This is a genomic window from Pantoea hericii, assembly GCF_014155795.1.
GTDB lineage: Bacteria > Pseudomonadota > Gammaproteobacteria > Enterobacterales > Enterobacteriaceae > Pantoea > Pantoea eucalypti.
In genome coordinates this window covers 42,011-66,087 of the sequence record NZ_SCKV01000009.1, presented here as the reverse complement: position 1 = coordinate 66,087, position 24,077 = coordinate 42,011, and the positions used below count along the sequence as shown (strand labels likewise).

The following is a 24,077-nucleotide window of genomic DNA, read 5'->3' as shown; positions in this document are numbered from 1 at the left end:
TCTAAAAACAGATTAAAATCAGATGACGGCATGTTATCAGAAACCCCGCATGCACTCATCCCACATTGTCAGTTGCTACCCAGTACCTGCTGATAAAGCGAAGTCAGTGACTGCGCCAGTCGTTGTGGGCCATAAGGTTCAATTTTACGCCGTGCTGCCTCACCCATTCGTGAATCCAGGGAAAGTGGCGGTATTGTGTTAACAGCCTGATTTAACCCCTTGATATCCAATGCATCGCAGACGAAGCCTTCCTGACCAGCGGTAATAAATTCTGCGCCACCACAGCCGGTGCTGGTAATCACGGGCAAGCCGCAGGCCATCGCCTCGAGCACCACATTCGGGAACGGGTCGTAGAGCGTAGGCAGCAGAAGGCCATCCGCCGCGTGATAATAGGGTTGTACATCCTGCTGTACGCCGACAAAGCGCAGTCGGTCCAGACAGTTAAGCTGATTTGCCAGCTGCTGATAACGTTGCAGCTGCTTATCCTGACCCACCACAATCAGATAGCGATCGCTGGCGGCCAGCGCCTGTATGGCCGCTTTCAGCCCTTTACGCTCAAAGCCGGAGCCGACATAAATCAGTACGGTAGCGGCATCGGGCAGCCCCAGTTGCTGACGGGTCGCGCGACGAGCTGTTTCCGTGGCGGGCTGGAAACGGCTGGCGTCGATAGCGTTATGAATAACGTGGATTTTTCCGGCGTCGAGCGGGAAACAGCGCAGAATATCGCGCTTTACCATTTCTGAATTACAGATCACCGCTTTTAGCGTCGGAGAGGTAAACATTTCGGCTTCCGCCTGCAGCACATAGCGATGATAGGGACTAAGCGTTGCACTCAGCCGTTGCCATGATGAGACGATGCGGGCGCGCTGTTCCAGCCAGACGCGATGCACACCATCACCCGCGCGGAAAATGTCACAGCCTGCGATACGCTCATGGCTTTGCACAATATCGAACTTTTCCCGCTCCCAGCAGGCGCGGGCTGCACGGGCAAAACCGCGCTCACGGGATACCCGTCCCAGCTTTGAAGGATTACAGATATGCAGATGCCAGTCAGGATTGGGCGTGCCTTGCCAGCTGCGGGTAATGATATTGAGATCGAGCTGTTCGCTGCCCAGCGCTTCCAGCGCGCGTGAGATAAAGCGCTCAGCACCGCCATCCGGGCGATATTTCTGCCGGACAATCGCCAGCCGTAACTTACTCATTCAGGTAGCTCCTCGCTGCCACGACCACATCCTTTACCGGAATGGCCGAGAGATAACGCTTGTCAGTTTTGGTGTCGATAGAATCGGGCGAGGGCAGCGGGCCATAATCGCCCGCCCAGATAACATGATTGTTGTCGCCCCATGGCCGCCAGTGCTGCAGCTTGGTCGGACCAAACAGCGCAATACAGGGGGTTTCAAGTGCAGCAGCCATGTGCATCGGTGCGGAGTCGACACCAATAAACAGCCGGGCGTGATCGATTAGCGCCGCCAGTTGCGGCAGCGTGAACTGACCCGCCAGCGAAACCACATCCTGCGATACACAGAGCGCCCTGATACGGTTAATCATCGCCAGCTCCTGCTTATCCGGCCCGGCGGTAAGCACCACTTTGCGGCCCGGCTGCGCCAGTTGATCAAGCGTGGCGGCAACGCTCTCCTCTTCCCAGCATTTAAAGCCCCAGCGTGAGGTCGGCTGCACCACAATATAGGGTGCGGTGACATGATGTTCCGCCAGTCTGGCCTGCACAATTTGCTGGTCAGCGTCGCTGTAGTGCATTGAGACGCGTGCGTTATCACTGCTAATGCCGAGAGGTGCCAGTGCAGACATATTCTGCTCAACGGTATGCAGTTTGCTGTGATTATGTGTCGGGACCAGCCGGTTATGACACCATCGCCACAGCACGTTATCACGTTTTTTATAGGCGAAACCGATGCGAACGGGTGCCGCAGAGAGCCGCGTCATCTGGGCTGCGCGCCACTGATCGGCCAGATTTATCACCAGATCATAATGGGCGGCACGCACGGCGCGAATTAATGCACGCTCATGGCCCAGCTTACGCCAGGTGCCCTCCTGCTTCCATTTGCGATCGATGACGTGCAAATGGCGGATAGCCGGATGCGCTTCCAGCATCGGACGCGTCTCTTTATAGAGCAACACGTCAATGCTGGCCTGCGGATAACGCTCATGAAGCGCATTGATGGCGGGCGTTGTGAGCAGCATGTCACCATGATGGCGCAGCTTAATCAGTAATATATTTTTTGGAGAGAAGTTTGCTGGAATCAGGCTGGCCATAAACAAGAGTTCTCAGAATTCAGTGAGCCGATTGTAGGGCAAACCCTTTTTAGGATAAAGCCAGCCTCAAAGGTTATTTATTACGCCAGCGATAGAGTCGTGCCAGCCATAACAGCAACTGATACCACTGCTTAATGCCTCTGGCATTACGTAACATGCGCAGGTGTGTCCGGGTTGTGAACAGGTCGGCAATGATCGCCTGGCGTGCGCGGGGGTCAGGCTCGCGTCTCACACTGTGACAAACGCTGAGCGCTTCATGGGTCACCTGATAGTGAAATGACGGGTAGATCTTCACGCGGTCACGATAACGATGATTAAGCTCTTCCAGCAGTCGCGCAATCTTCAGGTAGTGACGCTGATATTCAACGTTGCGCTCGCCAGTGCGTTTGCGATTGCTGATGGAGGCGTCATGCATATAGTAGCGATAGAGTACGGCTTCGGTATATCGCACGCGTTTTGCCAGCAACATAAACTCGGTGGTCCAGGGAATATCCTGATGATGCAGGCCCGGTTCGAACTGCAACTGATGCTGCTCAATCAGTTCCCGGCGATAGATCCCCAGCCAGACCACATGCATATACCGATGGGTTTTCAGCGCGGTGTTGAGCCAGTCGGCCCCACTCAGCACCGGTGTGCTGCGCAAACGATCCAGCGGAATCAGCGGTTTTACTCGCTGGCTATGTTTGAAAAACCACTCGGCGTTGCACTGTGCCGCATCCAGATTGTCCGCTTCCGCCAGCGTCACCAGCGTCTGATACATATCGGGCTGCATGGTGTCATCCGCATCAGGAAAAGTGACATATTTCCCACGGGCTATCGCCAGCCCGGCGTTGCGGGCACGCGATACACCGCCATTTTCCTGATGAATCACACGAATATGAGCATGCTGCTGTGCATACTGGTCGGCACGCTCGCCAGAGCCGTCGGTGGAACCGTCATCGACAATTATGATTTCCAGCGCAGTCAGCGTCTGCGCCAGTAGCGCCTGCATGAACTCATCAAACATGCTGCCCGCGTTATACATCGGGGTAATGATACTCAGCAGAGGAGACGTACTCATGACAATATCTGCACCGGCGTTGTATTCACTGCGAAAGGGCGTTGCCTCGTCATAAATCATTTCCAAATCAGCAGAATGAAATCAGGGAATGCATGATTATAAAACGGTGTGGCTTCCCTGCTTTACGAAAAACCACGCCCGACAACAATAATGCGCTATATGCGCTTTTTTTACGCAATGAGACCTTAAAGGTAAACAGATTATTATGCCGGTGTTCATTTGGCTTTTTATAAATGGTCGTGGCAAACAGCAGGTGGGATAAATGACGGGAAAGTCAGGCGCTGAAATAACAGCGCCCGAATCAATCTGATAAACCTGAGTGCGCTACTGTTCGCTCTGCTTAAAGAACTTGAGACTGACATACTTCATCATCCAGCTGATGCTTTCAGCATACTGTTTCTGATGCCACTTAATGCGGGCGAATCGCTTCATCTCTTTGTAATGTTTTGGCGTATCAAGCGGTTGTACAGCCCAGGGTGAGCGCTGGTAATAGCCGTGGTAGCGCCGGGCAAGGTCGCTGCCTGCCCAGGCATGCCAGGGTTTGCATTTACCGGTGTAGTGAATCATTACCGTGTCAGTGGGCACAGTAGAGTGGTCCCAGACTTTATTGGCGATGATGTCGTAAATCTGGTTATAACGGTCCGGCAGGATCAGAATCTCATCCTGAAGCACGATATTCAGCGCATCCTGATCGGGAAAGCCAAATTCAGCGCCCCGTTTTACCAGCACGTCGGTAATACGCGCGGTGGTCTGCCTTTCGAGCCAGCGCGGAATATTGATCAGCATGAAGCCGGAGTTGAAATAGTGATGATGCTTCAGCCCGAGCTTTGCGCACTGATTCTGTCGCGCTCGCGGCGTGTCGTTACAGGCCGCCAGCGTGTAGTCCGTGAGATCCAGGGTGAACAGGGGAGAGTAATCGCCCACCACCAGGGTATCTGCATCAATATAGATCACCCGATCGCTGTAGCTCGCCACTGTTTCAGGGATCAGGAAGCGGTAGTGAATACTTTTGGGATAACGTCCGACGGAAGGCAGCTGCTCAACCCAGGCACTGCTAAAAATATGCAGTGTGATCGCCAGACGGTGGCCCGCGGCCAGCGAGCGCAGTTTTTCCACATCCTCATCGCGAAGCGAGTCTGAGAAAACATGGGCATGGAAAGCCGTATCGGGATGATGGCTGAGAAGTGAAAACAACGTAATGCCCAGGCCGCGCGCGTAGGCATGGTTAATGCCAAACGCAACGTGAACCGGATTATCATCCGTGTCAGCAAGCGTGTTAACCAGCAGCTGACTTTGCTGAACGGCCTCAGTAAGAGGGGTAATTGCCATTACGCTTCACTATTCCAGATTATGAGTAATAAACGTTTGTATTCTAGTCAGTTTATCATCATCCAGCCCGAATAATTTTTCAGCCGGCTGATCAAACTTAAAACGTGTGGAAAAAACGAACGTTGATGCAGCAATATTATCCGGTCCGATGAACAACACGTTATTGACCGGACGCTGTTCCCTGACTTCACACGGTCCGTAAAGCATGATCACCGGGATCTGCTGCGCATCCGCAATATAGGCATTGCCAGAGTCAGAGCAGATGTAGAAATCCATTTGAGAAATGGCCCAGGGAACCTCTTCCAGCTTTAGCTCACCAATCAGACTGACAATATTCTCTTTTGGGCCGGTCAGGCTCAGTAACTCATCCAGCCATGGCTGCTCGGCTGGCGGGCCAAACACATAAAAGGTGCAGGGCAGGTCAGACAGCGACGTCATCAGCTGCTGCCAGATGCTGGCAGGAATCGTCTTGGCCTTGTTACCGGCAGAAATACTGATGCCTATTTTAATGCCACTGCGTGGATTCAGCAGCGCAGCGGGCGGCGCAGGCGGCTGCCAGAGTGGCGAGGTCGCATGTTTGGGAAAATCGGTATAGCGATAGTCGCGGTTAATCAGCTTCAGGTAACTATCGAGCGTTAAATCTGTCTTCGCGTGGTCGACAATGCCGCTGGCGCTGCGATAGAAGGTTTTATGGTAGGACTTACGCACATAGGTGCGCAGAAACTGCTTGTTCGGTGCGTTGCATAACGCGGCAAAGAACAGGTTTACGCTATTTGGCTGCACCAGATAAACGTTGTCATAGCGGTTCATCAGGGTGAACGCGAGCTTCAGTTTGGTAAAAAAGCTGCGCTTTGCGTCTTCAATCAGAAAATAGCGGCTGACTGTGTCATCGTGACGCGCCAGCGGCTCCACCGCTTTGCTGATCAACAGCTCAGACTGACCCAGCGCGCGCAGCATCGGGGTGATATTGATAAAATCACCGATCTTCGCCGTCTGGATGATTAAGCTGCGACCCGTTGGCCGGTAGAACAGCCGCATAATCGCCCGGAAAGGCAGCAGCAGCAGGTAGATCAACACATAGTTCATGGCGTGTTTTCCGTAATAACGGCCTGCAGTTTTTCTGCCACCGAGTCAGCGGTCAGCTCCGCCAGACGATGATTCGGGGCGCTCAGAGCCTGTTGGTTCTGCCCGTAACCGCCAATCAGGCCGGGATCGGTCGGGCCATACAGCGTCAGATTGGGACGATCCAGTGCCGCCGTCAGATGGCTCAATCCGGTATCTACCGAGACCACCGCCCGCGCGCCTGCCAGCTGCTGGGCTATCGCGTCCAGCGTCAGCTTAGGCAGCACATCGACATGTCCGAATCCTTCTGCAAGCCGCAGTGCACGTTGATGCTCATGCTCAGCACCCCAGGGCAGTTTCACCCGCAGACCGCTCGGCTGCATCAGTTCAATCAGCTGTCGCCAGTGTGATTCCGGCCAGTGCTTGTTGTCACGGGTTGTAGCATGCAGAAAGACCAGGTAATGCTGTGCGTCAGCGGGCAGATGATGCAGGAAGTGCCCGGCAATTGCGTAGTCACCCTGGTGTTGCGGCTTTTCATAGCCCAGGCTTTTGGCGAAGAGTTCGCGCGTTCGCTCAACCGCGTGCTGCCGTTTACTCACCTCATGGCGGACGTCATACCACCAGCTGGCAAACGGCTCACGCGCGCTGCGGCTGTCCTGTCCATGCTTCACCCCTTTCGATAAACGGGTGACCAGTGCGGCACTCTTGATCAGCCCCTGCGCATCAATCACGACATCATACTCACGTGACTGTAACTCGCGCTTAAACTGCACGCGCTCTTCACGCTGCTGACTGCCAAACCAGTGTTTGCGCCAGCGGCGAATCGCGACTGGTAACACCTTATCGACGGCGGGATGCCAGCCAGGGATCTGCGCAAAATTCTCTTCCACCACCCAGTCGAAACGGATGCCGGGAATAGCATGCATTGCATCGGTCAGAGCAGGGAGCGAATGCAGAACATCGCCCATGGAAGAGGTTTTAACAATCAGGACGTGCATGGCACCTCCTGTGGCACGAGCAGTTCGCTCAGCGTCTGATGTACGCGCTCAGGCTGGATATCGATCAGGCTCTGGTGATAACCCTGTTCGGCATCGCCTTTGCGCACTTTGTGATAGCCAGTAATCAGGCGAATAATGCGCGCCTGACGTGCCAGCGGCGGCGTGAAGTCAGGGCTGCTGGGGCCATAGAGCGCGACGAGTGGACGATCCAGCGCCGCGGCAATATGCATCAGTCCGGAGTCGTTGCTGACCACAGCACGGCATTGCGCCAGCAGAATGACCGCCTGTTCCAGCTGGGTTTCGCCTGCCAGATTACGGCAATGGCCGCGCGCCGCTTCAGGCAGCGCAGCGATAATCTCTTCACCTGTCGGGCGATCTTTAGCAGAGCCGAACAGCACGATCTGGAAGCCGTCAGCAATCAACTGGCTCGCCAGCGTGGCGTAATGATAGTGTGGCCAGCGTTTGGCCGGACCAAATTCAGCGCCCGGACAAAAACCGATAATCGGACGGGTCGCCGCAAGCTGAAACTGTGCAGCCGTTTCAATCTTTTCCTGCTCTTCAACCTGCAATTTCGGCCATAACAGCGGCTGTGGCAGTTGCGCCGCCGAGGCAACAGGCGTGTCGTAGCCCAGCGCAACGTAGCGCTCAACCATCAGCGGAAAGGCGGCTTTATCCAGCACCCGCAAATCGTTCAGCAGGCCATAACGCATTTCACCGCGCCAGCCGACGCGGCGTTTTATTCCGGCGAAGAAGGGGACCAGCGCCGACTTAAAGGAGTTAGGCAGCACATAAGCACGGTCGTAGTGACTGGCGCGCAGCACTTTTCCCAGACGGCGACGCTCACCAATTTCCAGTGCGCCATGCCCTAGCGGCATCGCCAGCGCCTGATTCACCTCCGGCATGCGTGAAAGCAACGGACGGCACCACGCAGGTGCCATCACGTCGATCACTGCATCCGGATGTTCGGCCTTGAGTGTGCGATAGAGACTTTGCGACATCATCATATCGCCGACCCATGACGGGCCGATTACCAGAATTTTCATCGCCGGAGCAGCTTCCTTTATGCGTTGCGGTTCAGCCAGACCATATAGTCAGCAACGCCCTGGGCCACTGTTTTAAATGGCTTGTCGTAACCCGCGGCGCGTAGCTTAGTGAGATCGGCCTGGGTATAAGCCTGATAACGTCCTTTGAGTTTTTCCGGGAACGGAATGTACTCAATCTGGCCTTTCTGATGGAATTTCAGGACCGCATCAGCCACTTCCTGGAAGGATTCGGCGCGGCCTGTGCCACAGTTGTAAATTCCGGAGACGCCATTTTCCCAGCACCACAGGTTCACTTCCGCCACATCATCAACGTGAATGAAGTCACGTTTAAAGCCGTCACTGCCTTCAAACAGTTTTGGATTTTCATCGTTGCTGATCTGCGTGTTCAGATGGAAAGCCACACTTGCCATGCTGCCTTTATGGCCTTCACGCGGTCCGTAGACGTTGAAATAGCGGAAGCCGCACACCGGCGAATTCGCTTCCGGCAGCATCTGGCGGACATAGTGGTCGAACAGCATTTTGGAGTAGCCATAGACATTCAGTGGCTGCTCATACTGGCGCTCTTCAATGAAATTCTCGTTGCGTCCGCCGTAGGTCGCTGCAGAAGAGGCGTAGAGGAACGGGATCTCGCGCTCAAGACAGAAGTGAAGCAACTCTTTAGAGTACTGATAGTTGTTTTCCATCATGTACTTGCCATCCCACTCAGTGGTGGAGGAGCAGGCACCCTGATGGAATACCGCTTCGATCGGGCCTAAATCATCGCCCGCCATTACGCTCATCAGGAACTCTTCTTTGTCCATGTAATCGACGATATCCAGGTCGACTAAATTGGCAAACTTGGTGCCATCCTTCAGATTATCCACCACCAGAATGTCGGTGTGACCGCGATCGTTCAGCGCTTTGACGATGTTGCTGCCAATCATTCCTGCGCCGCCAGTTACGATAATCATGTTGTTACCTTCAACGTTGTGGGGTGAAACAGGAGGTTTCACACACGAATACCTCACATCATAACATTTCATCAGGGTGCAGACAGCCAGATGACTCTGTAACGCTTTGTGTGTACATCCGCGCGGCGTGAACTATGCTGCAAAAATGACATTCTGTTGGGCGATTTATCGTGAAGAAGCGGCCTGTTCAGTAAGATATGCCAGATTTTTGCCATCTGAGGAGAGCAATGATGCCTGCGCAATTTTATCAACAACTTCGTCAGCAACTTGATGATGCACGTCAGGAAGGACTGTTTAAACAGGAGCGGATCATCACCTCTGCCCAGCAGACGGAGATCGCAGTGGGCAGCGATCCGGCAGTGATTAACTTCTGCGCCAATAACTATTTAGGTCTGGCGAACCATCCGGCGCTGATTCAGGCGGCGAAAGCGGGGATGGATTCGCATGGTTTTGGCATGGCGTCGGTGCGCTTTATCTGCGGCACCCAGGATAGTCATAAGCAGCTGGAAAAGCGGCTGGCAGATTTTCTGGGCATGGAGGATGCCATTCTTTACTCCTCCTGTTTCGATGCCAACGGTGGCCTGTTTGAAACCCTGCTTGATGCCCAGGATGCAATAATTTCCGACGCGTTGAATCACGCCTCCATTATTGATGGCGTCCGGCTGTGCAAAGCGCAGCGATATCGCTATGCCAATAATGACATGGTGCAGTTGCGCGCCTGTCTGCAGGAAGCGCGCGATAAAGGTGCCCGTCATATTTTGATCGCAACTGATGGCGTCTTCTCTATGGATGGGGTGATTGCGAATTTGCCCGCCATCTGCGATCTGGCAGATGAGTTCTCCGCGCTGGTGATGGTGGATGACTCCCATGCGGTGGGCTTTGTCGGGAATGCCGGACGCGGAACCCATGAATATTGCGACGTCATGGGTCGGGTCGACATCATTACCGGCACGCTGGGTAAAGCGCTGGGCGGCGCGTCCGGAGGCTACACTGCAGCAAAAGCTGAAGTAGTGGAGTGGCTGCGTCAGCGCTCCCGTCCTTATCTGTTCTCCAACTCACTTGCCCCGGCTATTGTAGCTGCCTCGCTGCGGGTGCTGGATCTGCTCAGCGAAGGCGATGGGCTGCGTCAGCGTCTGTGGGATAACGCCCGTTACTTCCGGGAGCAGATGACGGCCGCGGGCTTTACGCTGGCCGGTGCCGACCACGCCATTATTCCGGTGATGCTGGGTGAAGCCAGCGTCGCCCAGCAGTTTGCCCACCTGCTGCAGCAGGAAGGTATCTACGTGACCGGTTTCTTCTATCCGGTGGTGCCAAAAGGTCAGGCACGCATTCGCACCCAAATCTCTGCGGCGCACACCCAGCAACAACTGGAGCGTGCGGTGGCGGCCTTTACCCGCATCGGCAAACAACTGGGCGTCATCGCCTGAGGAGTCCGTCATGAAAGCACTCGCCAAACTGAAGAAGGAAGAGGGCATCTGGATGGTGACCGATGCGCCGGTTCCTGAGCCCGGTCATAATGATCTGCTGATTAAAATTCGTAAAACCGCCATCTGCGGCACCGATGTCCATATCTATAACTGGGATGACTGGTCACGCAAAACCATCCCGGTACCGATGATTGTCGGTCATGAATATGTGGGTGAGGTGGTTGCGATAGGACAGGAAGTGAAAGGCTTTACGATTGGCGATCGGGTCTCAGGTGAGGGGCATATCACCTGTGGGCACTGCCGCAACTGCCGCGCTGGACGCACGCATCTATGCCGGAATACGATGGGCGTGGGCGTTAACCGCCAGGGGTGCTTCGCGGAATATCTGGTCATTCCGGCCTTCAATGCGTTCAAAATACCCGACAATATTTCTGATGAGCTGGCGGCAATCTTCGACCCCTTCGGCAACGCCGTACATACCGCACTGTCGTTTGATCTGGTCGGCGAGGATGTGCTGATCTCCGGCGCAGGCCCAATTGGCATTATGGCTGCAGCGGTCTGTCGCCATGTCGGCGCACGTAACGTTGTGATCACGGACATCAATGAGTACCGCCTGGAGCTGGCGCGGAAAATGGGTGTCACGCGTGCGGTCAATGTGGCGAATGAGAACTTGAGGGATGTGATGCATTCACTGGGTATGACGGAAGGGTTTGATGTCGGTCTCGAAATGTCCGGTGCACCGCCTGCGTTTCGTAGCCTGCTGGAGGTGATGAACCACGGCGGGCGCATCGCACTGTTGGGCATTCCGCCGGGGGAGATGGCGATCGACTGGAATCAGGTGATCTTCAAAGGGCTTTTTATCAAGGGAATTTATGGCCGCGAAATGTTTGAAACCTGGTACAAGATGGCAGCACTGATCCAGTCCGGCCTCGATTTAACGCCTGTAATCACCCATCGTTTTGGCATTGACGATTTCCAGCAGGGCTTTGATGAGATGCGTTCAGGACGTTCGGGAAAGGTGATACTGAACTGGAATTAAAACAACGGCCGCCGGGGCGGCCGCCTGATTAGCCTTGCTTTTTCTCTTCATCGGTCAGGTAGCGGACTTTACGCGTATAGTCCTGGCCTTTAAAGTTCAGCGGCTGTTGCGGATCGGTCAGGTATTTTTGCCATTCCGACAACGGGAATCCGCCGTGAGCGCCAACCACTTCAGGTGGGATCACCGCCGACTGTCCGCCAATTTTCTTCGAGACTGGCCAGTTAGCCCATTCCCCCAGATTGACGGTTTTAATATCCAGCATGTCCAGTAACACCGCCAGCGGGAGCTGATCGGTAGGCGGCTGGCTGTCGTTCATTAAATTCCAGGTATCATTAAACAGCGTCAGCCACAGCGGTGAAATACGCTGCCAGACTTCTCGCGTAGCAGCCAGGTAAGCGCCGTTAACGTGGTCTGTCAGATAGGGCCTGATACTGTGCGGATAATAGGCGGGAATCGCTTCATCCGGCGCTCCCTCCAGCTTGGCAATCATTTTCCCCTGACGAAAACTGGAGTAAAGATGGCCTGGACCCATCATGATTTCAGGCATCTTAAGCAGATTGAGGTCGGAATCGATCATCAGAATGCCGTCGCCTTTTGCCTGCAGGGGCGCCTGCAATTTGATTAAACGGCTGCGATAGATCTGTTTGTAACGGTAGCTCTCTTCCCGGTGTGGGACATCCAGCGTTGCCACGCGGGTTTTTACGGGCAGGCTGCCAAAGGCGTGAGTGGGCTGATCGCTGACTATCACAATCTCTTCTGCTTCTGTCGCAAAGCGCGCCGCAAAATCAGCACTGAGCAGGGCTTCTTCAATATAGTCCGCGCCAGTGCAGGGAATCACGACAGACGTGACCGGCACAGTGCCCTGAACCGCTCTATTCGAATAAGGCAGGTTATGGCGCGCTCTGATATGACGGTAACGGGGATTCAAAAAATTAAGCATGAGGTTTCTTTTTGGCGACGCTTTGCAAAATATTCTCGACGCCGCTGATATAGGTTTCAATAGCGTACTGTTCACGTACGCGTTTCGCTGCCGCATTGGTCAGGCGCTGACGTAACTCCGCATCCTGCCACAGCGCAGTCAGATGCTGTGTCAGTTGCAACACGTTGCCATAATCAAACAGCAACCCGGTTTCATCATGACTGATCAATTCGGCAGTGCCGACTACGCGGGAGCCCACGACGGTGGTATTTACCAGCATCGCCTCCAGCACAACCCGTGGCAAGCCTTCACTGCGTGAGGCAAGAATAAAGGCATCAAAGGCTGTAAGGTAATCCATCGCATTGTTCTGGAAGCCCGTAAAGACCACGTGATGCTGGATGTTCTCTGCGGTAGCCAGTTGCAACAGATGCTGAAGCTCCGGGCCCGCTCCGACAATCATCATTCGCCAGTCTGCATCGGGGTTGGCGCGTTTAAAACGGCCCAGAGCCTGCAGAATGTGGTGATTAGATTTACGTAATATCAGGGAGCCGATCGTGCCAAACACAAAGGTCGACGGTGAGAGTTTAAAACGCTGGCGTACGTCAAGACGGCTGGGCAGAGGCTGGTGGATATCGATAGCATTACTGACGGTAAAACAGCGCTCCGCTTCCACGCCATGGCGGCGTAAGGTGTCACTAACACCCTGTGACACGGCAATGACCGCCTGACAATCCTGATTAACCATGTTAACCAGCCGCGGTTCCAGAACCGGATCGATACGGCAGTGCTGAACCACCGCGACCGGCAGGCTGCGCGCCGCCAGATAACCTTCCACATTGGTGCTGGGCTGGTTATTCATGTAGAGCGTGTCAAATTTCCCCAGTTGCAGCAATGAATTGATTTTGATGGCATTAGGCATAATGCGCCAGTGTGTATCAACTTTATCAATGGTGCGTTTCCTGAGTTTTTTATTGAAAAACAGCAGCGCCCGTGCGGCTTCTTTTATAAATTTGGCCCAGCGTGGTTGCCTGATTTGCGGAATAAAAAAGACCGGAATAGCCAGCGCATTCAGCGTGGCTTCGATGGTTTCGTCGTTGCCACGGCTGTAGTTGTGATAGAAGCAGCAGGTAATATCGAACTTTTGACGATCGATACGTTTCAACAGCTCCAGCATGCTGTTGGTGCCGCCGCCCCACTCTCTGCCGTTGTCCAGCAGCAGGATTTTTTGTTTATTAATCGTCATCCCTACACTGTTCCCGCAAAGCCCGTTATTGCCCGACCCAGGATTATAGTAATTTCTGTGCATAAATGAACGCTAAGCTCAGCACTTAGCATTCATGGCAAATTCAGAACAGATTTTTCAGCGTCTTAAACAGCGGACTGTTATTCACACTTTCGGCAATGACTGTCAAGGCTCTGGTCGCCGGAACCGGCGTCAGCGGCTGCTTCGGTTTACATATGTCGGCAGGCCGGAAGCGTGGCGTCACCGGTTTTGTCGGTGCCACAGGCATCCGTGCGTTGTTGTGAAGAGATTCGTTCAATAGCTCGCTGGGGCGAACCAGCGTAATGTCGGCTGGCAGCGTGGGTAACATCTGCTGCAGCACCCGTACGGTGTTAGGGTGAGGATGCCCAATGGCAATGGCGTACCCATCGCGCTGCGCCAGCTTTACCGCCCGACTGAACTGCTGGCGGATGGCGTTGATATCCTGGCTGTCATCAAGGAAGACCCGGCGTTTTAACACTTTGACCTGGGTACCCTGAGCGGCAGGAATAGCCTGACTATTGGCGATGGTCATGCTATCAAGAAAGTAGAGATTATAGTGGTTCAGCGCCTGCATCACCTTCTGCATACCGGGCAGGCTTGAGGTCATCCTGCTGCCCATATGATTGTTCAGACCCACGGCATAAGGCACGTTGTTAACCGCATTGCGCATGATGCGGGCGACCTCTTCGCTGCTCATCTCCGGCGTTAAGGTATCTTTTTCCAGCGGCTGTTTGCTCAGCGGCGCCATGGGCAGATGGATCAACACTTCGTGACCCCCCTGATGCGCTTTAATTGCCATTTCACGGGCATGGGGTGCGTTGGGTAATACCGCTACTGAAATAGCCTGGGGCATCTGCAGGACCTTGTTCTCTTCTGCAGGGCGATAGCCAACATCATCAATGACAATGGACAGTTTGCCCGCCTGCGCAGCGGAGCAGAACAGCAGGGCGCTCATCAGAACGGGGAGTTTTCGACGTTGCAGCAAAACTTATTTTCCTAACCACGGGAGTGGATTGACGGCCTGTCCCTGACGTCGGATTTCAAAATAGAGCGATGGGGTACCGCGGCCACCACTGGTGCCCACCAGTGCAATAGGCTGTCCTGCCTTCACCTGCGTACCCACGCTCACCAGCGCACTTTGGTTGTAGCCATACAGACTCATATCACCTTTACCGTGTTCCAGCACCACCACCAGACCGTAGCCCTGTAACCAGTCGGCCATCAGCACACGGCCATCGGCGATAGCTTTCACCTCGGTACCTTCCCGCGCATCAATTACCAGGCCTTTCCAGCGAAGTTCACCCTGTAGTTGTTCACCAAAGCGATGTTCAATGCGTCCGCGAACCGGCCACAACGCCTGACCGCCCGCACGACCGAGCCCACCAGTACGCGCCACCAGTTCGCGTTCGCTCTGGGTCGGCTGATAGCTGGAGCCTTTGGCTTTCGCCTGCGCCTGACGCTGACGCACTTTTTCAGCCTCACGCGCTTCGCGGGCTGCACGCTCGCGCGCCTCACGTTCCGCCCGGGCGATTTTATCCTGCAGACGGCTTTCATTCTGGCGCATCTCGACCAGATCGGCCTGATCTTTTTCCAGCGCGCTTTCCAGCGACGTCAGGGTTTTTTTACGTGCTTCGCTCGCCTGTTGCAGCTTCTGCTGCTGGCCCTGCTGCTGTGCCAGTAAGTCTTTCTGCTGCTGTTGCTTTTGCTCAAGTGTGACGCGTTGCTGATTTAAGTCCTGACGCGTCTTTTGCAGCGATTCAATGCTTTTCTGGCGGGCAGCATTCATATAACCAAAATAGGCCAGAATACGCTCACTGCGCTGGCTCTCTTCACCGCCCATCAAAAGCTGTACTCCGTTGTGCTTACCCTGACGAAACGCCGCATCAAGCTGCTCGGATAACAGGCTTTCCTGTTGGGTTTGCTGTTTTTCAAGACGGGCGATGGAGGTGGTGAGCTGTTTGATCTCACTATTCAGGGCGCTGAGGCTATTGCGGGTGTCACGCAGCTGACGGCTTGCCTGCGCGATGATTTTTTCCTGGCTTTGCAGCTGATCCAGTAATTTGCTGCGTTGCACCTTCTGCGCTTTGACGCTTTTCTCTTTCTCAGCAATGTTTTGCTGGATGGACTGCAGCTGAGATTTGCTGTCTTCTGCACTTTGGGCTGCGGCAGGCAATAACAGTGCCCCCGCACAAAGCAGGCTAAGGGAGAGGCTGGACAGGTGTATGAACAACGGCAGGTTATCGCCGTTGCGACGGGTCCTTGTGTGCGAAACGGTTGTTTTTCCCTTCATAGGCCAATGATTATTCCACGATGAACCGCCGCTTACCAGTGCTCCCCACTGGCATTTGCTTTTCCAGTTATGTCTACTTTCGCAATGACATACATTAAGCCTTACGCCATTTTTGCTATTCAGCCACTTTTTTTGGAAAATGGCGCACAAATCGATACTCTGGCCGCATAGCATCTGTACATGCGAAGTGGCGCAGGTATACTCAGAACCCTTGTTTTAGCTTATTAGCCCGGTCTGGAGTCGTTACCCCTCATGCAAGAAATTATGCAGTTTGCAAGCAATCACCCCATCCTGAGTCTGGCATGGGTCGTTTTACTCGTTCTGGTGATTGTGACTACCGTTAAAGGAATGTTCTCTAAGGTAAAAACGATCAGCCGCGGTGAAGCAACCCGCCTGATTAACAAAGAGGACGCGGTAGTGGTAGACGTGCGTTCGCGCGACGATTTCCGCAGAGGGCATATTTCAGGCGCTGTAAATGTGGCAGCCGCTGAGATTAAAAAAGGCAACATCGACGAACTGGCAAAGCACAAAGCACAGCCCATAATTGTGGTATGTGCAACCGGACAAAGCGCGGGTGATTCTGCTGCGCACCTTAGCGCTGCAGGCTTTGAGCAGGTTTCAGTGCTGAAAGATGGTATCAGTGGCTGGAGTGGTGAAAATCTGCCATTAGTCCGCGGTAAATAATCATACAGAGGTGTTGATCATGGCAAATGTTGAAATGTATACCAAGGCCACCTGTCCTTACTGCCATCGGGCGAAGGCGCTGTTAACGCAAAAAGGCGTATCGTTTCAGGAGATCCCTATTGATGGGGACATGGCGAAACGCGAAGAGATGATCAAGCGTAGCGGCCGTACCACCGTGCCTCAGATTTTTATTGATGCGCAGCACATTGGCGGCTGCGATGACTTATTCGCACTCGATAATCGCGAAGGTTTAGATCCCTTACTGCAGGCGTAATTTTACGCCGGACAATCTCATACATAGGATTTGGTCACATGTCAGAACATAACTCGAACGAAATGCAATTCCAGATTCAGCGCGTCTTCACCAAAGACATCTCTTTTGAAGCGCCTAATGCCCCGCAGGTTTTCCAGAAAGAGTGGGAACCGGACGTTAAACTGGATCTGGACACTGCATCTTCTCAGCTGGCTGACGAAGTTTACGAAGTGGTACTTCGTGTGACTGTAACCGCGACTGTGGGCGAAGAGACGGCTTTCCTGTGTGAAGTTCAGCAGGCCGGTATCTTCACCATCAGCGGTATCGAAGGAACGCAGATGGCACATTGCCTGGGTGCATACTGCCCGAACATTCTGTTCCCGTACGCTCGCGAATGCATTACCAGCCTGGTATCCCGTGGTACCTTCCCGCAGCTGAACCTGGCACCGGTTAACTTTGATGCGCTGTTCATGAACTATCTGCAGCAGCAGCAAGGTGAAGAAGGTGCTGAACCACATCAGGATGCCTGATGGAAACTCACGCTTCGATTAGCGTCATCGGTGCCGGTTCTTACGGCACCGCTTTGGCGATTACGCTGGCCCGTAACGGCCATCCGGTGCTGTTGTGGGGACATAACCCGACGCATCTGGCTCAACTTCAGAATGACCGCTGTAACACCGCTTTCCTGCCCGATGTGCCGTTTCCCGACAATCTTTCCCTTGAATCTGATCTGACCAAAGCTATTGCTGCCAGCCGCGACTTATTGATCGTGGTGCCGAGTCATGTCTTTGGCGATGTGCTGCAGCAGATCAAGCCTCATCTGCGACCAGACTCACGCATTGTCTGGGCGACTAAAGGGCTGGAAAAAGAGACGGGTCGTCTGCTGCAGGATGTGGCGCGTGAAATTGTCGGCGATACTATTCCGCTGGCCGTCATCTCCGGACCCACTTTTGCGAAAGAACTGGCAGCCGGATTACCGACCGCCATCGCGCTGGCCGCAACGGATGCGCAGTTTGCAGACGACCTGCAGCAGAAACTGCACTGCGGTAAGAGCTTCCGTGTTTATAACAACCCTGACTTTATTGGCGTACAGCTCGGCGGCGCAGTAAAAAACGTGATTGCTATCGGAGCCGGAATCTCCGACGGAATAGGTTTTGGCGCGAATGCGCGTACCGCACTGATCACCCGCGGTCTGACTGAAATGAGCCGGTTAGGTGCAGCGCTGGGTGCCGATCCCACGACGTTTATGGGCATGGCCGGTCTGGGCGATCTGGTACTGACCTGTACTGATAATCAGTCGCGTAACCGCCGTTTTGGCATGATGCTGGGCCAGGGCGAGGATGTAGATAGCGCACAACGCATTATCGGACAAGTTGTAGAAGGCTATAGAAACACCAAAGAAGTCAAGGCATTGGCTGCGCGGCTGGGTGTGGAAATGCCGATTACCGAGCAGATTTATCAGGTGCTGTATTGCGAAAAACCGGCGAGAGATGCAGCATTGAGCTTGCTGGGACGCACAAGGAAGGACGAAAACAGCACTTGCTAACGCAGGACGCGTAGCATCATTACCTGCAGCGCCCATTCAGGCGCTTTTTTTATCGGGAGAAAGCAGCAATGTCGTCTGATGAGTTAGAACTGGTCTGGAACAATATCAAAGCAGAAGCGCGTGCCCTGGCTGATTGTGAGCCGATGCTTGCCAGCTTCTTCCACGCGACATTGCTAAAACATGAAAATCTCGGTAGCGCACTGAGTTATATGCTGGCCAACAAGCTGGCTAACCCGATTATGCCCGCCATCGCCATTCGTGAAATCGTTGAAGAAGCCTATCGTGAAGATCCGTCGATGATTATGTCAGCGGCTTACGATATTCAGGCTGTGCGTCAGCGCGACCCGGCAGTGGATAAATACTCTACGCCGCTGCTCTACCTTAAAGGTTTTCACGCCTTACAGGCCTACCGCATTGGCCACTGGCTGTGGAATGAAGGCCGACGCGCACTGGCGGTTTACCTGCAGAACGAAATCTCTGTCTCCTTTGCCGTCGATATTCACCCCGCCGCCCATATTGGCCACGGCATTATGCTCGACCATGCCACAGGCATAGTGATTGGTGAAACCGCCGTGGTGGAAAATGATGTTTCGATTCTGCAATCGGTGACGCTGGGCGGTACCGGCAAAACCAGTGGAGACCGTCATCCGAAAATCCGTGAAGGGGTGATGATTGGTGCCGGCGCGAAAGTCCTTGGCAATATTGAAGTCGGCAAGGGAGCAAAAATCGGTGCCGGTTCCGTGGTGTTACAGCCCGTGCCGCCGCACACCACTGCCGCAGGCGTTCCCGCGCGTATCGTCGGTAAGCCAGGCAGTGAGAAGCCGTCGATGGATATGGATCAGCACTTCAATGGCAGCCTGGCCGGTTTTCAGTTTGGCGACGGCATCTAGTCTTTGATCAGCGCGCCCGCGTAATCAAGCTGGCGCCACGCTTCATAAACCACAACCGATACAGCATTCGACAAATTCATACTCCGGCTTTCTGCTCTCATCGGGATGCGGATTTTTTGCTGCGCCGGTAACGCGGCCAGGATCTCGGCAGGCAATCCGCGGCTCTCCGGCCCAAACAGCAGATAATCGCCCGCCTGATAGGCGACGGCGCTGTGTGCAGGCGTCCCTTTGGTCGTCAGTGCAAACAGACGCTCAGGCGACTCAGTGGCGATAAACGCCTGATAGTCAGCATGGAATTTGATGGCGGTGAATTCGTGATAATCAAGCCCGGCGCGACGTAAGCGCTTGTCATCCCAGGCAAAGCCGAGCGGCTGAATCAAATGAAGCTGGAAGCCCGTATTGGCGCAAAGGCGGATGATATTGCCGGTATTCGGCGGAATTTCTGGTTCAAACAAGACAATGTTAAGCATAAGGCCCCCGATGACAGGGGCCGAAGCATAGCAAATTATTGACGGCCGGAGGAGTAGAGCGGCAACCAGAGGGTCAGACGCAAACCGCCTAATGGACTGTCATCGGCTTTAACCCAGCCGCGATGTTGCTGCACGGCCGTTTCGACAATTGCCAGGCCAAGACCGGTGCCGCCTGATTCGCGATCGCGCGCTTCATCGGTTCGATAGAAAGGACGGAAAATCTGTTCACGATCTTCCGGACTCACGCCAGGACCATCATCATCGACGTGGACCGTGATACCGGAAATATCAACGGAGAAGCTGACGCTGATGTGCGTGTGTGAATAGCGCAGCGCATTGCGCACAATATTTTCCAGCGCACTCTCCAGCGCATGAGGGTTCCCATAAAGCGGCCACGGGCCTGGCGGATAGGGGATATCCATCTTCTTGCCCATCTGCTCAGCTTCGAAACGGGCATCTTCCAGCACCCCATTCCACAATTGATTTGCCTTCATTGCTTCGCTGACCAGCGCATTTTTATGCTGGGTGCGGGAGAGCACCAACAGATCGTTAATCATGCCATCGAGACGCTGTGCTTCCATCTCAATGCGGCCCAGCTCTTTACCTTCACCCTGACGCCGACGCAGCAGGGCGGTAGCCAGTTGCAGGCGGGTCAGTGGGGTGCGAAGTTCATGACTGATATCCGATAACAGACGTTGCTGACCGGTCATCATCCGTTCCAGCGCACTGACCATCTGGTTAAAGCTGGAACCCGCAGCCAGAAACTCCTGCGGACCCGACTCCAGTTCCGGATGCTGACGTAGATTCCCGCTTGCGACTTCGTCAGCAGCATATTTCAGCTTACGTGCCGGACGTGCCAGGCTCCAGGCCAGCCACAGCAGCAGCGGTGAGCTGATGAGCATGGTGACGATAAGCAGCAGCAACGGACGGTCAAACAGCAGATTGACGAAGTCGAGCTGAGAGCTATTGGCGGGACGGATCATGTAAAGCTGGTAGTTATCTTCGCCATCGCGAACGGCAAAAGGCCCTACCAGCTCAACGCGACCATATTTCTTCTTCTGAGGATGATCGGCATTGTCAGACTGGCCGATAAAATTGCGGATAACCTGCATTTCATTATGTTGCGCGCCAATCACCCGACCTTCACTGGTTACTAACAGCAGCCGCTGACCCGGCGGTGCCCATTTTTCCACGGCACGAAACAGACGACGCCACCACATCAGATCGTTAGGGGGATCCTGTGACAGCTCTGCTTCAACGTGTTGCTCAATCATGATGCCCTGCCGCTGTTCACTTTCCAGCAGCGAGGTCATCTGTCGTGAATCGAGCTTGGGAACCATCAACACCAGCATCAACACCAGCGCCAGCGTCAACCAGAAGATGGCGAAGATACGGGTGGTCAGACTTCCAATCATGATGCGGAAACCATCAGGTAGCCACGGCCACGTAAGGTTTTAAACCAGGGATGACCATCACGGCGCTCAGGCAGCTTGCGACGCAGATTCGAGATATGCATATCAATGGCACGGTCAAAAGGTGTCAGGCGTTTGCCCAGCACTTCCTGGCTCAGATGTTCACGCGACACGACCTGGCCCAGGTGCTGCGCCAGCAGATAGAGCAGGGTGAATTCTGTGCCGGTCAAATCCAGCGTAACGTCATCAAAACTGGCCTCCTGACGGCCGGGATTGAGTCTCAGACAGTCCACTTCCAGTGTGGGCGAGCTGTTGTCGTGTTGCTGCTGTTCACTCCAGTTAGAACGCCGCAAAATAGCGCGGATACGCGCCACCAGCTCGCGATCGTTAAACGGCTTAGGCAGATAGTCATCTGCGCCCAGTTCGAGGCCCAGAACACGATCCAGCTCGCTGCCGCGCGCCGTTAGCATGATGACGGGGGTTTGATGTTGCTGACGCAGTTCTTTCAGAGTGTCGATACCGTTTTTCTTCGGCATCATGACATCCAGTAAAAGCAAATCAATCGAGTTATCGATCAGGTTCAGCGCTTGTTCACCATCACTGGCGACGACCACTTCAAACCCTTCCATTTCTAACAGTTCTTTCAAAAGCGAAGTTAATTCGCGGTCGTCATCTACCAACAGGATTTTATTCATTTTTGTAGCCCTCCGCAGGCAAAATACCGTGTTCCTGGCGCACCTATCCATCGCTTTACGTAGTTTTACACCCCGTGACGGATGTTTGCAGCTGTCGCCGTACACTGGCTCTCGTTGAATCGCAAAACGGAACGAACTGGAGTATACGATGCGCAAATTAACCGCCGTCGTCCTTGCCTCAGCGATGGCTCTGAGTGTCGCCAGCGCAGATGCTAAAGATGCGACGACGATTGACGAGATGCATCATGGCGGATTGCCGACAGGCAGTATGACGCAAAATCCGCAAAGCCACATGTTCGACGGCATCGAGCTGACTGAAGAACAGCGTCAGCAGATGCGAGACCTTATGCAACAGGCAAGACATGATCGCCCGGTCGTTCATATTGACGATATCGCTGCATTACACGAATTAGTGACTGCAGACCAGTTTAACGAAGCGGCCATTCGCCAAAAGGCGGAAGTCATCGCCAGAGTTCAGGTTGAACAACAGGTCGAGATGGCGCGCGTACAGAATCAAATGTTTCAACTGCTAACGCCGGCCCAGCAGTCCGCGTTACAGAAAAATTACCAGCGGCGACTTAACGAGCTGCGACAGTTTTCGAATTTGCAGTCAGCTTCATCGCTGCAGGCAGTGAGTAGTACCAGCAGTAACCAGTAATATAGTATCCCTGTTTTCCTTGCCATAGACACATCCCTGTCTTCCCCCACCATGATGGTGGGGGTTTTTTTTATCTTTTTTTCACTTTTTTTATTTTGACAGGAATCATCACCGCACAACAAAACCCCCGTTTTATTAGCGCTTGTCGGGAATTTGTTGGGAAGAATCGCTGATTTCTTAATATCTGGAACACGCTGTAAATTTAAGCGAGCCGGTGAGCATTTTTTCATCACGAAAATATCATAACTTACTGAAACTAAATGAATTGCAGACAAGTCATTAACATTTTAATCATACTTTTCAGTGAGATACATTCCCCGCGTTACGCTTGCTGGTTCAGTCACACCTTCTACACTAAATCTTGTCACTGCAGGGAAGTTAAGTGTCTTTGCGAAGTCTCAGGGAGCAACAACCACATTATGTAGTCCTGATAAATCTATTAACGGAGTAAGTTATGGCAGAGCATCGTGGTGGTTCAGGTAATTTCGCAGATAATCCGCAAAAAGCGTCTGAAGCTGGCAAAAAAGGCGGACAGAACAGCGGCGGCGGAAATTTCAAAAACGATCGTGAAAAAGCATCTGAAGCCGGGAAAAAAGGCGGCAAAAAGTAGTCGCCGACACGTTCCTGGAATTAGCCCGCGGCTGAAAGTAGCCAGGCAATGATGTGTATAACACTTCGCCCCGTCCTTCCCAGGCCGGGGCTTGTTTTTTGTACCTGCTTATTCCTGTGGCGATTTCAAAACAGCCTTCTTCATCGAATGACCTCCTAAGCACAGCCCGCCTCCCGGTGTTAAACTTCAGCCATTCATCTATTTAAGTGTGCATCTTCACTGATGCTGCATAGGGAATCTGGCATGCAACACTCTTATGGCCGACTGGTAAAGCGTGCTGCGCTCGCGGCCACCATTCTTGCGTCTGTGCTGTTACTCGTGAAAATGTTTGCCTGGTGGTACACCGGTTCAGTGAGTTTGCTGGCTTCACTGGTGGACTCGCTGGTGGATATCGCTGCATCGTTAACCAACCTGCTGGTGGTGCGCTATGCGCTGCAGCCTGCTGATGAAAATCACACGTTCGGGCACGGCAAAGCGGAGTCGCTGGCGGCGCTGGCACAAAGTATGTTTATCTCCGGCTCGGCACTGTTTCTGTTTCTGACCGGCCTGCAGCATCTTGCCTCCCCCAGCGAGATGCGGGCGCCGGGTGTTGGTATTGTAGTAACCATTGTGGCACTGAGCTCAACGCTGGTACTGGTTGCCTTTCAGCGCTGGGTAGTGCGTAAAACCCGCAGTCAGGCCATTCGGGCTGACATGCTGCACTATCAATCCGACGTCATCATGAATGGCGCCATACTGATTGCGCTGGTGCTGAGCAGCTATGGCGTTGTACGGGCGGATGCCCTGTTTGCGCTGGGGATTGGTGTTTTCATTCTTTATAGCGCATTGCGGATGGGCTACGAAGCCGTACAGTCATTGCTGGATCGCGCATTGCCGGAAAATGAACGGCAGCAAATCCTGACGCTTGCGACAAACTGGCCGCAGGTGCAGGGCGTACATGATCTGCGAACCCGGCAGTCCGGCCCGACCAAATTTATTCAGCTTCATCTGGAACTGGAAGATCAGCTGCCACTGGTTCAGGCGCATCGGGTTGCCGACCAGGTTGAGAAAGCATTACGCAAAGAATTTCCCGGGTCTGACGTAATTATCCATCAGGATCCCTGTTCTGTGGTACCGTCTGAGACCAGGGACTCTTTAGGTTTTTAACGTAAATGAATCAAATCGATACGGAAGGGATGACGTAGCGCTAACTTTGCTGCAAAAAATA

Annotated in this window: 25 protein-coding genes; 10 read left to right on the top strand and 15 right to left on the bottom strand. The window is 53.8% G+C overall.

Features of this window, described 5'->3' with window-relative positions:
* Positions 1-68: 68 nt before the first annotated feature.
* From H7K52_RS17920 to rfaD, 8 genes are all read right to left on the bottom strand, one after another.
* Positions 69-1,202, bottom strand: coding sequence for a glycosyltransferase family 4 protein (locus H7K52_RS17920; RefSeq protein ID WP_182630290.1), 1,134 nt, complete (start codon positions 1,200-1,202; stop codon positions 69-71).
* Entirely contained in the window at positions 1,195-2,271 is a 1,077-nt protein-coding gene (rfaQ, locus tag H7K52_RS17915) for a putative lipopolysaccharide heptosyltransferase III (RefSeq protein WP_182630289.1), read from the bottom strand. Before rfaQ ends, H7K52_RS17920 begins: the two co-directional genes overlap by 8 nt.
* 73 nt (positions 2,272-2,344) lie before the next feature.
* The gene (locus H7K52_RS17910) at positions 2,345-3,331 is read right to left on the bottom strand and encodes a glycosyltransferase (protein ID WP_225613919.1); all 987 of its coding nucleotides are present in this window, start codon (positions 3,329-3,331) and stop codon (positions 2,345-2,347) included.
* A 324-nt stretch (positions 3,332-3,655) separates the two neighbouring features.
* Positions 3,656-4,660, bottom strand: a complete 1,005-nt coding sequence (locus H7K52_RS17905) for a glycosyltransferase family 8 protein (RefSeq protein WP_140034290.1) — start codon at positions 4,658-4,660, stop codon at positions 3,656-3,658.
* Positions 4,661-4,669: 9 nt separating this feature from the next.
* On the bottom strand, positions 4,670-5,746 hold the full coding sequence (locus tag H7K52_RS17900; RefSeq protein WP_008926949.1) for a glycosyltransferase family 9 protein: 1,077 nt from the start codon (positions 5,744-5,746) through the stop codon (positions 4,670-4,672).
* Positions 5,743-6,720: a lipopolysaccharide heptosyltransferase RfaC gene (gene rfaC, locus H7K52_RS17895; protein ID WP_003851302.1), complete on the bottom strand. Its 978-nt coding sequence runs from the start codon at positions 6,718-6,720 to the stop codon at positions 5,743-5,745. The genes H7K52_RS17900 and rfaC overlap by 4 nt, the downstream gene beginning before the upstream one ends.
* Complete coding sequence (gene rfaF, locus H7K52_RS17890; protein ID WP_003851300.1) at positions 6,708-7,763, bottom strand: ADP-heptose--LPS heptosyltransferase RfaF; 1,056 nt, start codon at positions 7,761-7,763, stop codon at positions 6,708-6,710. The genes rfaC and rfaF overlap by 13 nt, the downstream gene beginning before the upstream one ends.
* A 17-nt stretch (positions 7,764-7,780) precedes the next feature.
* Positions 7,781-8,713, bottom strand: a complete 933-nt coding sequence (rfaD, locus tag H7K52_RS17885) for an ADP-glyceromanno-heptose 6-epimerase (protein WP_010258257.1) — start codon at positions 8,711-8,713, stop codon at positions 7,781-7,783.
* 230 nt (positions 8,714-8,943) lie between these two features.
* Between rfaD and H7K52_RS17880 the strand changes: the two genes are divergently transcribed.
* Together H7K52_RS17880 and tdh are read left to right on the top strand one after the other, a co-directional pair.
* On the top strand, positions 8,944-10,140 hold the full coding sequence (locus H7K52_RS17880) for a glycine C-acetyltransferase (protein ID WP_008926948.1): 1,197 nt from the start codon (positions 8,944-8,946) through the stop codon (positions 10,138-10,140).
* Positions 10,141-10,150: 10 nt separating this feature from the next.
* Positions 10,151-11,179 (top strand): L-threonine 3-dehydrogenase, encoded by a 1,029-nt coding sequence (tdh, locus tag H7K52_RS17875; RefSeq protein ID WP_008926947.1) that lies wholly within the window; start codon positions 10,151-10,153, stop codon positions 11,177-11,179.
* Positions 11,180-11,207: 28 nt separating this feature from the next.
* On the opposite strand, the gene H7K52_RS17870 is transcribed toward tdh, so the two are convergent.
* The 4 genes from H7K52_RS17870 to envC all read right to left on the bottom strand — a co-directional run bounded on the left by H7K52_RS17870 (position 11,208) and on the right by envC (position 15,652).
* Positions 11,208-12,119 (bottom strand): hypothetical protein, encoded by a 912-nt coding sequence (locus tag H7K52_RS17870; protein WP_105100105.1) that lies wholly within the window; start codon positions 12,117-12,119, stop codon positions 11,208-11,210.
* Positions 12,112-13,341, bottom strand: coding sequence for a glycosyltransferase (locus H7K52_RS17865; protein WP_182630288.1), 1,230 nt, complete (start codon positions 13,339-13,341; stop codon positions 12,112-12,114). The genes H7K52_RS17870 and H7K52_RS17865 overlap by 8 nt, the downstream gene beginning before the upstream one ends.
* 103 nt (positions 13,342-13,444) lie before the next feature.
* On the bottom strand, positions 13,445-14,347 hold the full coding sequence (locus H7K52_RS17860) for a divergent polysaccharide deacetylase family protein (protein ID WP_182630287.1): 903 nt from the start codon (positions 14,345-14,347) through the stop codon (positions 13,445-13,447).
* A gap of 3 nt (positions 14,348-14,350) precedes the next feature.
* A complete protein-coding gene (gene envC, locus H7K52_RS17855) occupies positions 14,351-15,652 on the bottom strand; it encodes a murein hydrolase activator EnvC (RefSeq protein ID WP_003851287.1) in 1,302 nt (433 codons plus the stop codon).
* Between the two features lie 252 nt (positions 15,653-15,904).
* Here envC and H7K52_RS17850 point away from each other — a divergent pair, with 252 nt between their 5' ends.
* From H7K52_RS17850 to cysE, 5 genes are all read left to right on the top strand, one after another.
* Entirely contained in the window at positions 15,905-16,336 is a 432-nt protein-coding gene (locus H7K52_RS17850; RefSeq protein ID WP_003851285.1) for a rhodanese-like domain-containing protein, read from the top strand.
* Between the two features lie 19 nt (positions 16,337-16,355).
* Positions 16,356-16,610 (top strand): glutaredoxin 3, encoded by a 255-nt coding sequence (gene grxC, locus H7K52_RS17845; protein WP_008926942.1) that lies wholly within the window; start codon positions 16,356-16,358, stop codon positions 16,608-16,610.
* 38 nt (positions 16,611-16,648) lie between these two features.
* Positions 16,649-17,119: a protein-export chaperone SecB gene (secB, locus tag H7K52_RS17840; RefSeq protein WP_003851281.1), complete on the top strand. Its 471-nt coding sequence runs from the start codon at positions 16,649-16,651 to the stop codon at positions 17,117-17,119.
* Positions 17,119-18,135, top strand: coding sequence for an NAD(P)H-dependent glycerol-3-phosphate dehydrogenase (gene gpsA / locus H7K52_RS17835; protein WP_182630286.1), 1,017 nt, complete (start codon positions 17,119-17,121; stop codon positions 18,133-18,135). Before secB ends, gpsA begins: the two co-directional genes overlap by 1 nt.
* Before the next feature lie 68 nt (positions 18,136-18,203).
* Entirely contained in the window at positions 18,204-19,025 is an 822-nt protein-coding gene (gene cysE / locus H7K52_RS17830; RefSeq protein WP_003851279.1) for a serine O-acetyltransferase, read from the top strand.
* On the opposite strand, the gene trmL is transcribed toward cysE, so the two are convergent.
* From trmL to cpxR, 3 genes are read right to left on the bottom strand one after another with little or no spacing between them, the layout of a single operon-like run.
* Positions 19,022-19,495: a tRNA (uridine(34)/cytosine(34)/5-carboxymethylaminomethyluridine(34)-2'-O)-methyltransferase TrmL gene (gene trmL / locus H7K52_RS17825; protein ID WP_003851277.1), complete on the bottom strand. Its 474-nt coding sequence runs from the start codon at positions 19,493-19,495 to the stop codon at positions 19,022-19,024. The two genes, cysE and trmL, sit on opposite strands and share 4 nt — an antisense overlap.
* A 35-nt stretch (positions 19,496-19,530) precedes the next feature.
* Complete coding sequence (cpxA, locus tag H7K52_RS17820) at positions 19,531-20,910, bottom strand: envelope stress sensor histidine kinase CpxA (protein WP_003851276.1); 1,380 nt, start codon at positions 20,908-20,910, stop codon at positions 19,531-19,533.
* Complete coding sequence (gene cpxR / locus H7K52_RS17815; RefSeq protein ID WP_003851274.1) at positions 20,907-21,602, bottom strand: envelope stress response regulator transcription factor CpxR; 696 nt, start codon at positions 21,600-21,602, stop codon at positions 20,907-20,909. Before cpxR ends, cpxA begins: the two co-directional genes overlap by 4 nt.
* Positions 21,603-21,750: 148 nt before the next feature.
* On the opposite strand from cpxR, the gene cpxP reads away from it, so the two are divergent.
* The 3 genes from cpxP to fieF all read left to right on the top strand — a co-directional run bounded on the left by cpxP (position 21,751) and on the right by fieF (position 24,016).
* Complete coding sequence (gene cpxP / locus H7K52_RS17810) at positions 21,751-22,260, top strand: cell-envelope stress modulator CpxP (RefSeq protein ID WP_003851271.1); 510 nt, start codon at positions 21,751-21,753, stop codon at positions 22,258-22,260.
* Between the two features lie 454 nt (positions 22,261-22,714).
* On the top strand, positions 22,715-22,870 hold the full coding sequence (locus tag H7K52_RS17805) for a con-10 family general stress protein (RefSeq protein WP_003851267.1): 156 nt from the start codon (positions 22,715-22,717) through the stop codon (positions 22,868-22,870).
* A gap of 243 nt (positions 22,871-23,113) precedes the next feature.
* On the top strand, positions 23,114-24,016 hold the full coding sequence (gene fieF, locus H7K52_RS17800; RefSeq protein ID WP_182630285.1) for a CDF family cation-efflux transporter FieF: 903 nt from the start codon (positions 23,114-23,116) through the stop codon (positions 24,014-24,016).
* The last annotated feature ends 61 nt before the right edge of the window (positions 24,017-24,077 follow it).

Coding starts and splice junctions, on each gene's coding strand:
- rfaC (WP_003851302.1), bottom strand. CDS start 6,720: ATGCACGTCCTGATTGTTAAAACCTCTTCCATGGGCGATGTTCTGCAT.
- cpxR (WP_003851274.1), bottom strand. CDS start 21,602: ATGAATAAAATCCTGTTGGTAGATGACGACCGCGAATTAACTTCGCTT.
- cysE (WP_003851279.1), top strand. CDS start 18,204: ATGTCGTCTGATGAGTTAGAACTGGTCTGGAACAATATCAAAGCAGAA.
- H7K52_RS17865 (WP_182630288.1), bottom strand. CDS start 13,341: ATGACGATTAATAAACAAAAAATCCTGCTGCTGGACAACGGCAGAGAG.
- rfaF (WP_003851300.1), bottom strand. CDS start 7,763: ATGAAAATTCTGGTAATCGGCCCGTCATGGGTCGGCGATATGATGATG.
- H7K52_RS17910 (WP_225613919.1), bottom strand. CDS start 3,331: ATGAGTACGTCTCCTCTGCTGAGTATCATTACCCCGATGTATAACGCG.
- grxC (WP_008926942.1), top strand. CDS start 16,356: ATGGCAAATGTTGAAATGTATACCAAGGCCACCTGTCCTTACTGCCAT.
- rfaQ (WP_182630289.1), bottom strand. CDS start 2,271: ATGGCCAGCCTGATTCCAGCAAACTTCTCTCCAAAAAATATATTACTG.
- gpsA (WP_182630286.1), top strand. CDS start 17,119: ATGGAAACTCACGCTTCGATTAGCGTCATCGGTGCCGGTTCTTACGGC.
- H7K52_RS17920 (WP_182630290.1), bottom strand. CDS start 1,202: ATGAGTAAGTTACGGCTGGCGATTGTCCGGCAGAAATATCGCCCGGAT.
- cpxP (WP_003851271.1), top strand. CDS start 21,751: ATGCGCAAATTAACCGCCGTCGTCCTTGCCTCAGCGATGGCTCTGAGT.
- secB (WP_003851281.1), top strand. CDS start 16,649: ATGTCAGAACATAACTCGAACGAAATGCAATTCCAGATTCAGCGCGTC.
- H7K52_RS17880 (WP_008926948.1), top strand. CDS start 8,944: ATGCCTGCGCAATTTTATCAACAACTTCGTCAGCAACTTGATGATGCA.
- H7K52_RS17900 (WP_008926949.1), bottom strand. CDS start 5,746: ATGAACTATGTGTTGATCTACCTGCTGCTGCTGCCTTTCCGGGCGATT.
- H7K52_RS17870 (WP_105100105.1), bottom strand. CDS start 12,119: ATGCTTAATTTTTTGAATCCCCGTTACCGTCATATCAGAGCGCGCCAT.
- trmL (WP_003851277.1), bottom strand. CDS start 19,495: ATGCTTAACATTGTCTTGTTTGAACCAGAAATTCCGCCGAATACCGGC.
- envC (WP_003851287.1), bottom strand. CDS start 15,652: ATGAAGGGAAAAACAACCGTTTCGCACACAAGGACCCGTCGCAACGGC.
- H7K52_RS17905 (WP_140034290.1), bottom strand. CDS start 4,660: ATGGCAATTACCCCTCTTACTGAGGCCGTTCAGCAAAGTCAGCTGCTG.
- cpxA (WP_003851276.1), bottom strand. CDS start 20,910: ATGATTGGAAGTCTGACCACCCGTATCTTCGCCATCTTCTGGTTGACG.
- H7K52_RS17805 (WP_003851267.1), top strand. CDS start 22,715: ATGGCAGAGCATCGTGGTGGTTCAGGTAATTTCGCAGATAATCCGCAA.
- fieF (WP_182630285.1), top strand. CDS start 23,114: ATGCAACACTCTTATGGCCGACTGGTAAAGCGTGCTGCGCTCGCGGCC.
- tdh (WP_008926947.1), top strand. CDS start 10,151: ATGAAAGCACTCGCCAAACTGAAGAAGGAAGAGGGCATCTGGATGGTG.
- H7K52_RS17850 (WP_003851285.1), top strand. CDS start 15,905: ATGCAAGAAATTATGCAGTTTGCAAGCAATCACCCCATCCTGAGTCTG.
- rfaD (WP_010258257.1), bottom strand. CDS start 8,713: ATGATTATCGTAACTGGCGGCGCAGGAATGATTGGCAGCAACATCGTC.